The organism is Candidatus Vicinibacter affinis (genome assembly GCA_016714365.1).
Taxonomy (GTDB): domain Bacteria; phylum Bacteroidota; class Bacteroidia; order Chitinophagales; family Saprospiraceae; genus Vicinibacter; species Vicinibacter affinis.
Genome location: JADJNH010000007.1, coordinates 230,166 through 241,426, shown reverse-complemented (window position 1 = coordinate 241,426; position 11,261 = coordinate 230,166). Strand labels below are relative to the sequence as shown.

The window sequence follows — 11,261 nt, the reverse complement described above, 5'->3', positions numbered from 1 at the left end:
TTTGAAATCCTGTAGTTATCTTGCTTGCTATACAGCTGACCAGTCCATCTTGTTAAAGAGAAATTGTTAAAACAACTTTGAATGGATTTAGAATTTTATTCAATGTTTTCAAAAACCATCTAGTGATATGTGCGTTATTACTAAATGGATTCCGGGATAATCGAGATAACCCAACTCAGTAAAACATACAAAGATATTTTAGCGGTCGATCATCTTGATCTGGTAATTCCAGCTAATTGCATTTATGGATTTCTCGGACCGAACGGTGCGGGCAAAAGTACTACCTTGAGAATGATGTTGTCCCTGATCAGTCCTGACAATGGAATGATCAAGGTTTTTGGAAAAGATTTAAATCAACATCGCAAGCAAATACTTTCACGGATCGGAAGCATTATTGAGAAACCGGATTTTTATCTTTATCTCACCGGTATTGAAAATCTAAATTTACTTGCAAGGCTTAGCGGCATCCGTCCGAATTCAAAAAAAATTGAGGAATTGCTTGATTTAGTAGGATTGTCTTCTCGGGGCAAACATAAAGTTGGAACCTACAGCCATGGAATGAAACAACGGTTGGGTATTGCTCAGGCAATCATTCATAATCCCGATTTGGTAATTCTCGATGAACCTACGACTGGTCTTGATCCAAGCGGGATTCTTGAGTTGCGCCAGATGATTCTTAATTTAAAACATTCTGGAAAGACTGTAATTCTTTCTTCGCACATCTTGTCTGAAATTGAACTGATTGCTGACCATATGGTCATTATGAACAAAGGGAAGGCGCTTGTTCAGGGCAACGTTCAGACTTTGATCAATGATCAGGAATTGGTGGTTGTAATAGAAACAAATAATACACCCCGAGCTGTTGATAGGATCCGTAATAATTGGCCGATTGTGGGGGCGGTGGAAATTTCACCATCGGAACTGCAATGCCAGGCGCCAAAAGCTTTGATAGCTGACATCAACAAGGTTTTAATTGAAGAGGGAATTAATGTTTACTCCATTTACTATAAACGTAAGCTGGAAGATTATTTTTTCAAACTAACCAGCAATTGAAGAGATGTTCACATTGATCAGGACCGAATTATATAAAATCGCCAGACGACCTAGAAGTTATATTGGTTTTGCAGCAATATTGCTGATCGTAGCCATCATTGAATTTGCTTTGTACATTGATGGTGCTTCCTACATCGATTTTATTTTTCAACAATTGGAAGGGTTCTTAAGCATTGAGGGAAAAGTGTTGAATGGTTATTTGGTTTGTTTCATCATCCTCCAAACCCTCATTATTCAAATGCCGCTATTAGTTGCTTTGATTACAGGTGATTTGATAAGTGGTGAAGCCGCCAACGGAACTTTGCGGTTGCTTTTGACCAGGCCGGTTTCAAGATCCGAGTTGGTATTTGCGAAATTTACCGCAGGCAGTTTTTATGTACTCATATTATTGCTTTTATTAGGTGTTTTGTCCTTAGGTGGTTCATTGCTTTTATTCGGCGAAGGTGATCTGATTATTTTAAAATCGGAAACTATAAATGTTTTAAAAGCGAGTGACCTTTTGTGGCGATTTTATGGGGCTTTTGTCATTGCTTTTTTGAGTCTGAGTGTGGTTTCCTCTTTCTCCCTGATGCTTTCTTGTTTTACTGACAATTCTATAGGCCCAATTATCATTACAATGGCAGTCATTGTCATTTTTACCATTATCGGTAGTTTTGATTTGCCGCTTTTTGATTACATCAAGCCTTTTCTTTTTACAAGCTACATGATCGTCTGGCGCAACATGTTTGATCAACCAATTGATTGGGGATTAATGGGGACCTCAATTGCCATACTTGTATTTCATATAATTTTATTTTTGAGCATTTCATTGTATTATTTCAACCAAAAAGACATACACTCGTGAGCAGGACTTTGATTACCATGATATTTGGCCTTTCAATTTTAATGGGCAAAGCAATTGGTCAAAAGGCTGAGGTTTTGGTACAAATGATCCAAACGGATTTTAAAAAAATTGAAAGATATACAGCCGATATAAACATCAGTTTTGAGATCCCTTATATAAATATTGAACCCGTCAAGGGTAAAGTGTATTTCAAACAACCTAATTTATTTAAAGTCAAGACACAGGGAATAGCATTTATGCCTAAGCAAAACCCCTTTTATTTGATGGAGCTTTTAAATGATCCTTCCAGTTATTTATGCATTGATTCTGGTAGTGAAACCAATCCGGGTTCAATCATCAGAATTATTCAGTTGGTTCCAAAAGAACATGAGGAATTGATTCTGGCTAAAATATGGGTCGATGCAACAAGAAGAAGAATTGTTAAATCTTCACTTACTACAAAGTCAAATGGAACGGTAGAAATCCAATATCTATATGACGAGAAACCCGGGAGCAAGCTTCCTGAATTGATGGTTTTTGGAATAGAAGTGGGTAAATTCAAAATTCCCAAAATGATGTCAGCAGATCTGAATTCAAGGTCAAAAAATTCAGGGACCCCCTCTCAATCCACCCATGGGAAAATACGACTAAAGTTTACTAACTACAGGCTGAATCAAAGCTTTGATGAGAAAGTTTTTTATAAATAGACTTCTATCAGTATCAAATTATGATATTATCTAATATAAAAAATACATATTTTAAGGTAATATATAACTTTTATTCATTCGTATCTTTGGGCTGAAAAGTTTCCACTTACCATGGAAGCTTTGATTTATTTACCAAACTCAGGACTAATTACCTCCAGGACGAAGCATCCAAAAAGATAATTAAGTCATTATTAAGTAGTTGCGTTTCTTTTTAAATCCTATTTAGAGTTTAAAAAGAGGTTCTATCAGCAATTTTTTCTATTTAAATCTGTGTTTTGGTACATAAATGGCATTTGCCGGATTTGGCTCTATTCTAACAGATATTGACATTTTTGGTACTTGGTACATATTTGATTTGATTGTTTTTCAATATAACCAAAACTCATGAAACAAGCGAATTTACATTCAAGGAGTCCTTTTGTTAAGTTCTTGTTCTTTGCAATCTTGACCATATGTATGGCCTCCTCCACCCGGAGCTTTGCTCAAACACTTTCTTACGGACTACCCACCTTAAAATCTGCTACACAGGCCTATCAGGATCTTAATTTAGAGTATGGTACGGTGCTGGCAACAGCAAAGCAACAAGGTCCGAATTCTACACTTTGGCCAACTGTAAAGGTTTACCAGAGGGTATTGGATGCATTACTGAACAGATCTGATCCGAACATGAGCACTTATGATGTAGTCCTCAGTAGCATGGATATGCAGGAATACAGCCATCTGGTAGTTAAAAATGGCAACCAATTGGACATGGATGCCACCATTAAGGCCTTGCTGGCCACACAGGAATACCAATCCCTTATAAGAATCATAAAAAACTAATCTCACAATCATTAAATTATTAAATCAATCCTTATGAAGATTACCAAGCTTTTCTTTCTGGCAATTTTCGCTTTGATCTGTATCACAGGAAAATCCCAAAGCGTGTATCCTGCCCTTAAAGACAATTTGACTGCTCAAACGATAGTCAGAGAAGAATTAGAATTTGCTGGAGAAGCATACAAATCAAATCCATCTCCCCTTAATGAGAGAAGATTGGACTTGTACATGTCTATTCTTGATTTTTTAAATGAGCCGACACAAATCAAGCCCACTACAGAATATGCACTTACCTCTGCATTTCTGAACACTTCGGTTAAGTGGGATAGAATTACAGATACCGAGGCTTTCCAATTGTACAAAACTAAAAGTTGGACTAGTGATTTTTCATACATTCTAAATAGACTTAAGCTTTAAAATCCCTTTCAAGAACAAAAAAAAATGAATCTCATGAAGCAATTATTTACAAAAACTTCATTGGCCGTCGTAATCTGCCTGCTGTTTGTTGTTGGTCTTATCCAAGCTCAACCGGTAGTTACTGTTGCTGGAAGTATTATAAACAATGGGGGTAACAGCATTATTCCTTATACCGGAACCGGTGGATGTACAGTGGTCCCTCAAAGTAATGCAAACGGTGGTGGAGCCCCTGGTGCCGCGTGGACAGGTGGCACTGTTTTTACATTAACACTGCCTCGTCCATTAGGAGATGGCACGTGTGGCAGCTATGTCCTTTCTAGTGTGAATGTTAACTTCAACCATACATTCGATTCAGATGTGGATTTTTACTTGAGAAACAGAACCACTGCTCAGGTTATAGAGTTGAGTACAGACAATGGTGCTGGTAATGATAACTATACCAATACAAAATTCTGTGACAATTTGGGATGCCCTTTAGTCTCTGCAGGTACAGCTCCCTTCACAGGAACTTTCCGTCCTGAGGGCTTAATCAACTCTTCTCAATGTGCTAACGATCCCAATGGAACCATTTCCACTTTGGCTGCAATGACCATACAGCCAGGAGATGTTTTGGAATTAATATTTTATGACGATATTGGTGGTGATACAGGACCGATGTTGGCTTGGTCAGTTGTTTTGGCATCTGCACCAACTTTGCCGGCTATTCCTGCACCTATTACTGTATCTATGGCCCCGGGAACATGTACTCCTTCGCCGGTGGCTTGTCTTGGGATTGGCAGTTGTGCCAGTTCAATTAGATATTCAACTACTTTGGTTGATGCAACTACTGTTTGCAGCCCACTCACAATTGGTAATGCCTGTACAGCTCCAGGAATTGTATTTCCTGCAGCAGGAGTTTACAATATCTATTGGATAGTGGCCAACGATTGCCTATTTGCAGTCGGAGGTCCTCAACAAGTGACTGTTTTGGATACAGAATTACCTACTTTCCTACCGGCATGTCCTAAAGGAAATAGAGTGAATCTGAATGCTGGTCCGGGAGAATGTGAGGTCTCCTGGGATGCTCCAAATTTCATGGCCATGGACAATTGTCCAGGTAATAGCTTCTTTGGCGCCAGTACCCGTGCAGTCGGTTGTACTCTTAATGCAAACAATGGTTTGGCGGGTACCGCAGGATTCTCTGTTGGATTGCTATTTAATGTGATCAATACAAGCGGTAGAAGTATGGCATTGACCGCCCTACATTTTATGCCTTGGACTGCTTCCGGAAATATGTACCGGATTTATATGACCAGTGCTCCGGGATCCTATGTTCCGGTAACTAATAATGCCTCTGCATGGACACAAATTGCAGGAGATTCTGCCAAAGTAGGACAACCTGTCTTTCCTCCGGGAAATCCAAGGTTACTTGAAAAATTTGGTATTGGAACACAGAATATTGTTTCCAGAATTAATTGTCAAGGACAAACTATTTTCGACACTACTGTTGTAAGTAACGCCATCATTGGCCCTGGTGAAACCAGAGGTATTGCCATCTATTCACCGAATGGAGGATCTTACTTTTATGTAAATCCGGCAGCACCATGTTCCAATACAATTCAGGGAGACCCGAATCTTGGTATTGACGTGCGAGCCAGTCGTTGTCAGTTTGGTGCAGCTAATACACCATTCAACGTTGCAGGTACTTTTTCAGTAAGGATGTTTAATGGTGATTTTGAATATTTGTTTGCCAACAGTGTTGTGCCTGTCGTACAAACTTGCGGAGCACCTTATGGTCCTGGCTGCTTCTTCCCAATTGGATGTACCAGATTATGTTACAGAGCTACTGATGCCGCCGGTAATGTGGCCACTTGTGAATTTGATGTTTGTGTAAATGCTTATGCCAATCCGTCAAGAGCTTTAGCGTGTAACGATGAGATTCAAATTAGTTTGGATCAGAATTGTTCTGCTACCATCACTGCTGATATGGTACTTGAGGGAGGTCCTTATGCTTGTTATGACAGTTATATCGTAGAAGCAAGATACTGGACAGGTGGTGGTTTGATAGACCGCAATCCAAATCTTGCAGGAGTACAAATAAATGGCAATGACATTGGAAAAGAGTTAAAATTAACTGTTCGTGATCCTGCTACCGGCAACAGCTGTTGGGGACATGCGACAGTAGAAGATAAACTTGCTCCTGTTCTTACTTGTCCTCCAGATAGAACTTTCTCCTGTGCGATTGATCCAATCCCTGCAAATACAGGAACACCATCTATAGTAGAAAATTGTGGTGGTGTAAATCTTTCTTACAGAGACAACAGCACACAAGGAAATTGTGCTTTAGGTTATTCAAGAAGAATTTTGAGAACCTGGACTGCAGTTGATGGTTCCGGAAACAGAGGAACTTGCGTTCAGACCATTACAATAGGATTAGGTGACTTATTTGAAGTTACTGTTCCACCAAATTATGACAACCTTGACCAACCAATGTTGGCTTGCGATGAGAAGATTGACAGAAATAAAAATGTTACTCCACACATGGCAGATTTCCCTGAGTGCGTGGATGGATATATTCTGGATTCTGCATTCTGGTTGGCTAATCCTAACCAACCTGACCAATATCCAAACAGAAGATTACCAAGAGTATTGGGATGGAACTGTATCGATGATGTAAACAGCCCATGGTTTGGACATCCAAACCCTGATCCTGTATACTATCCATCACACAGACAGTGGTCACCAACAAATCCATTGTGCTGGGGACCTGACCGCCACATTATGTGGGTTGGAACAGGAAAACCAGGCGGAGCTGAGTGCTTCAATCTTGCTGTTTCCTATAAAGATGTGGTAATTGATTTAGCAACCCCTGGTTGCGATGCAGGTCCTATAGGATGCTACAAAGTGTTGAGACAATGGACTGTGATGGACTGGTGTACCAGTATCGTTGGAGGTCATAATCAAGTAATTAAAGTTGCAGATACTGAAGGACCACAGGTTCTTTATCCGGATTCTTCAAGAGTAAACATGGAATCTTATGCATGTGTAGGCCGTTGGGAAGTTCCACCAGCCTGGATTATAGACAACTGTTCAAATGAAGTACATTACACTGTTGAAGTTGAGCAAGGAACTGTTCTTGGCGACGAAACCAGTGGATATGTAGTAGTAAACATGCCAGAAGGTATCCAAATCGGTTACATCATTGCAACTGATTGCTGCGGAAACATTACTAAGAAAAGAGTCGTGTTGAACGTAGTAGACCGCGTACCGCCACAAGCCATCTGTCGTTCAATCACCACAGTGAGCATCAACGGTAACCAAACACCTGGATCAAATTTTGCAAAAGTATGTGCAGAGTCATTTGACGAAGGATCATTTGACAACTGTCAACCGCACATCTACTTCAAAGTGATCAGAATGGCTGAGTTGTTGGGAACCAACAACGGTAGCAACTCTAACAACGTAGTAGCATGTAGCGGAGTAAACGGAGATGACAACAGCATTTTAGCTGGAAATCAAGTTTACTTTGACGATTGTACTTATTTCTGCTGTGCAGATGTAGGAACCAAAGTAATGGTTGTGTTAAGAGTATTTGATGTGGATCCAGGTCCAGGCCCGGTTACACCAATCAGAATGACCAGCACAACAAGTGTGTTGAACGGAAGATTCAGCGATTGTATGATTGAGGTGGAAGTACAGAACAAGAGTGTACCTACAGTAGTAGCACCACCAAATATCGTAGTAAGCTGCTGGTTCTGGTTTGACATTACCAAACTTACAGATCCTAACGATGCAACTTTCGGACGAGTAGTAACAGACTTAGGCGACAGGAAGAAAGTAGTAACTAAAGACTTAGTATGTTACAAATTCTGCGAAAGAAATGACTATACAGGATATCCTGGATATGTACAGACCAACGCAGTTCCAAAACCTGCACCAAATCAAGCATGCGAATACTACTATCAGTATTTCGACACTGCACATTGGGACAGAAAATATGAGTTAGTATGGGGATTTGACGGATATGTGTTAAGTGGCTGCGGAAACGCACCAACCATCACCGTAAATGACCTTAGAGAGTGCGGACAAGGAGTGATCCAAAGAATTGTATCCACACAAGGACCAAACAACATCAACGTAACTGCAATCCAGACCATCTGGTTTGTAGACTGCGATCCATTCTATGTGGATGATGTAACTTGTAACGATCCAAGATACACAGACTTAATGTGGCCAAATGGCGTATGTACACAGACACCTGTAACGATCGACGGATGTGGTGCTGACATCAGCCCGGATAATCCACAATTAGGAAGACCACAAGTAATCAACAATGCAGACGACAACTGTGCATTATTGTCTATCGAATACTTCGATGAGATCTTCAACATAGAGCCGGATGCATGTTTCAAAGTATTGAGAAGATGGGTAGTTATTGACTGGTGTCAGTACGATCCATTCATCGATCCAAACTTTGGAAGATGGGAAGCATTGCAAGTGATCAAAGTAAGAGATCAGGACAGACCTGTAGTAACATGCAACGTAGGCCCATGTGAGCCGGCAGTGATTGACCCAGCATTGGGAATCTGTGTTGGACACATTTCACTTACAGCAGATGCAACAGACAACTGTAGCCCATTGGATTGGTTGTTCTGGGAATACAAAATTGACGCCTTCAATGATGGCAAAGGAGTACACGGAGGATATGACTTCCGAGTAGGAACGTTGACCAGAAAACAATATGCAGCTGGAGACACTGTTGAATACAGCCACAATCCATTTGCAGATGACGATCACAATCCATTCGATGCAAGCGGAACTTATCCAATAGGTATCCACAAAATCAAGTGGTTTGTAGAAGATGGTTGCGGAAACGTTGGAGTATGCGAAAGCTTATTTGAAATCAAAGACTGCAAAGCACCAACACCATACTGCTTGACAGGCGTAATCACAGTACCTATGCCAGCTTCTGGTTGTGTTGAGATCTGGGCAAAAGATCTTGATCACGGAAGTTATGACAACTGTACTGCAAAAGAGAACTTGAAGTTCTACTTTGACGGAGACGATACCAAAACATTCATCAACGTATGTTGTGCAGATTTCGTAGCTCAGGGACAAAACGATGAGTTAAGAATCGAAGTTGAAATGTGGGTAGAAGACGAAGAAGGCAACAAAGATTACTGCAAGACAGTAGTAATTGTACAAGACAATCAAGACATCTGTCCTAACACAGGATCATTCGGAAAAATCACCGGAAATCTTAAGACAGAAGGTGGCGATGTAGCGAACCCAGTAGACATGCAATTGTACAACAATGGCAACATGATGGCACAGAGAGTAGGAAGCCCATACAGCTTCGGCGATCTGAAGTTAAATGTAAACTACATGGTGAGTCCAAACAGAAATGATGAGCATAACAATGGTATCACAACACAGGATATCGTTAAGATTCAAAAACATATCTTGGGTCAGACACCATTGAATAGCCCATACAAAATGATAGCAGCAGACGTAAACAACAGTGGAAGTATAACTGCAGCGGATATGTCAGAATTACGTAAGTTGATCCTTGGTTTAACAAGTGAGTTCAGCAAAGTAAAATCCTGGACATTCGTACCAAGCAGTTATATGTTCCTTGATCCAAACAACCCATGGAATGCACCAAGAACTAGTTCTTTGATGTTGGACAACAACAAAGTAGTAGACTTTGTAGCTGTTAAAATGGGAGATGTTACCAATGATGCAAGAGCGAGCAATGCAAGCAACACACAAAGCAGAACCAATGGCGTGTTGAACATCGAAGTTGATGAGAAGAGCGTAGTAGCTGGAGAAAGCTATAAAGTAAGCTTCAAGTCAAGCGATTTCAACAACATCAGCGGTTACCAGTTCACATTGAAGTATGACAAGTCAAGCTTGATCTTCGAAGGAATGGAAGGTGGCGTGTTGAAAGCAACAGAAGCAAACTTTGGAACGAACAGATTAAACGAAGGAATCATCACAACCAGCTGGAACTCTAGCAAGGGAGAAAGCTTCGGAAAAGATGCAGAATTGTTTACGTTGGTATTCAAAGCGACCAGAAATGGAAAAGTAAGCCAGATGTTTGCGATCACAAGTGATGTGACCAAAGCACAGGCATACAATGCATCAGAAGAAGTGAAAGAGGTAAGAATGGGCGTACGCACAGACAAAGGAGTTGTGGAAGGTGGAGTATTTGAGTTGTATCAAAACGAGCCAAATCCATTCTCTAAAGAAACTGTAGTAAGATACCGTTTACCTGAAGCAAGTGCAGTAAAACTGACCGTATACGATGTTACTGGAAAAGTAGTAAGAGTGTACGAGTTGAAAGGACAAAAAGGCTTGAACAGCTACCAGATCAGCAAAGGCGATTTGAATGCTACAGGACTGTTGTACTATCAGTTGGATGCAACAAACCACACCGCAACAAAGAGGATGTTAGTAGTTGAGTAATCAACACACTAAAGTCTTCATGAGACGATAAGACAAAGCGGGTGCCTCCTCTAGAAATAGAGGAGGCCCTGTCTAAGTAAAATCGGTTTTTGGGATGGCCTCTCATCAACTCTCTGCAAAGAGAGCAAAATGAGGGGCTTTTTTTATTATAAGGACATTTGTGGATAAAAATTTCTGTATTCAAATTACAATAATATATAATATTTTAAATACTTATATATTGGTATTAGCTGTAATAGCAGCATTTGTATCTTTGAGCCGACTAGTGCCTTAGAATTAGGGTGCTATTTAATATTTACCAAACTCAAGACTTTCATTCCTCTCGGACGAAGCATCCAAAAGAAATTTAAGTCGTTTTTAATGTAAAATTCAGATGATTCCTGAACCAGGAGTTATTTTGATGTCCATAATGCAACGTGCATTTTGGTTTGATTTTTAGTTTGGTAATTATTATAAAAAGTCTCATTTGGAATTCCAAATGATTAGTTGTAAAGTATTGAATTATAATATATTATTAACATAAACCAAAACTAAATCTCATGAAAAAAACGAAATTTTCTCTTAAAGGGTTCATTTCAAGGCTGGCCATGGTGGCTATTTTTATGTTTGTTGCAGGACTGGTAGGAAAAGACCAAGTTGTTGCCCAGACTTATAATATTCCAAACCTAAAGCCTGTACCGCAGGCGATACAGGATTTGACGACAGAATTTGCTAAGGTGCAGGGGGAGGCACAACAGCAAGGAAAAGGATCTGCTCTTTGGTCTACGGTGAAGATCTATCAGCGTACATTGGATGCTTTGATAAATCGTCCGGACCAAAACATGAATACTTACAGTGTATTCTTGAGTAGTTTAGACTTTGATACATTTGGCAATTTAGTTGTAAGAAATGGGAATTCTATTGATATGAATTCCAGTATTGAAGCAATATTAAACACAGCTGAATATAAATCATTGATACAAGTTCTCAAATCGTAACCTAATTTCAAAATTTTA

At 39.9% G+C, this 11,261-nt stretch carries 7 protein-coding genes; all 7 read left to right on the top strand.

Going from position 1 to position 11,261, the window contains the following annotated elements; translation table 11 throughout:
• The first annotated feature begins 144 nt into the window (after window positions 1-144).
• Entirely contained in the window at window positions 145-1,053 is a 909-nt protein-coding gene (locus IPJ53_15895) for an ABC transporter ATP-binding protein (protein MBK7800585.1), read from the top strand.
• Between the two features lie 4 nt (window positions 1,054-1,057).
• Window positions 1,058-1,897 (top strand): ABC transporter permease subunit, encoded by an 840-nt coding sequence (locus tag IPJ53_15890; GenBank protein ID MBK7800584.1) that lies wholly within the window; start codon window positions 1,058-1,060, stop codon window positions 1,895-1,897.
• Window positions 1,894-2,583 carry a hypothetical protein gene (locus tag IPJ53_15885; protein MBK7800583.1) on the top strand — a complete coding sequence of 230 codons (690 nt, stop codon included), beginning with the start codon at window positions 1,894-1,896 and terminating at the stop codon, window positions 2,581-2,583. Before IPJ53_15890 ends, IPJ53_15885 begins: the two co-directional genes overlap by 4 nt.
• Window positions 2,584-2,967: 384 nt before the next feature.
• Entirely contained in the window at window positions 2,968-3,405 is a 438-nt protein-coding gene (locus tag IPJ53_15880; GenBank protein MBK7800582.1) for a hypothetical protein, read from the top strand.
• 33 nt (window positions 3,406-3,438) lie between these two features.
• Window positions 3,439-3,819, top strand: coding sequence for a hypothetical protein (locus tag IPJ53_15875; protein MBK7800581.1), 381 nt, complete (start codon window positions 3,439-3,441; stop codon window positions 3,817-3,819).
• A 33-nt stretch (window positions 3,820-3,852) separates the two neighbouring features.
• Window positions 3,853-10,266 (top strand): HYR domain-containing protein, encoded by a 6,414-nt coding sequence (locus IPJ53_15870; GenBank protein MBK7800580.1) that lies wholly within the window; start codon window positions 3,853-3,855, stop codon window positions 10,264-10,266.
• A gap of 539 nt (window positions 10,267-10,805) precedes the next feature.
• Window positions 10,806-11,243: a hypothetical protein gene (locus IPJ53_15865; GenBank protein MBK7800579.1), complete on the top strand. Its 438-nt coding sequence runs from the start codon at window positions 10,806-10,808 to the stop codon at window positions 11,241-11,243.
• Window positions 11,244-11,261: the final 18 nt, after the last annotated feature.

Bases quoted from the DNA above. Each gene is read 5' to 3' on its own strand.
- IPJ53_15880 (MBK7800582.1), top strand. From the start codon at position 2,968: ATGAAACAAGCGAATTTACATTCAAGGAGTCCTTTTGTTAAGTTCTTG.
- IPJ53_15895 (MBK7800585.1), top strand. From the start codon at position 145: ATGGATTCCGGGATAATCGAGATAACCCAACTCAGTAAAACATACAAA.
- IPJ53_15870 (MBK7800580.1), top strand. From the start codon at position 3,853: ATGAAGCAATTATTTACAAAAACTTCATTGGCCGTCGTAATCTGCCTG.
- IPJ53_15865 (MBK7800579.1), top strand. From the start codon at position 10,806: ATGAAAAAAACGAAATTTTCTCTTAAAGGGTTCATTTCAAGGCTGGCC.
- IPJ53_15875 (MBK7800581.1), top strand. From the start codon at position 3,439: ATGAAGATTACCAAGCTTTTCTTTCTGGCAATTTTCGCTTTGATCTGT.
- IPJ53_15890 (MBK7800584.1), top strand. From the start codon at position 1,058: ATGTTCACATTGATCAGGACCGAATTATATAAAATCGCCAGACGACCT.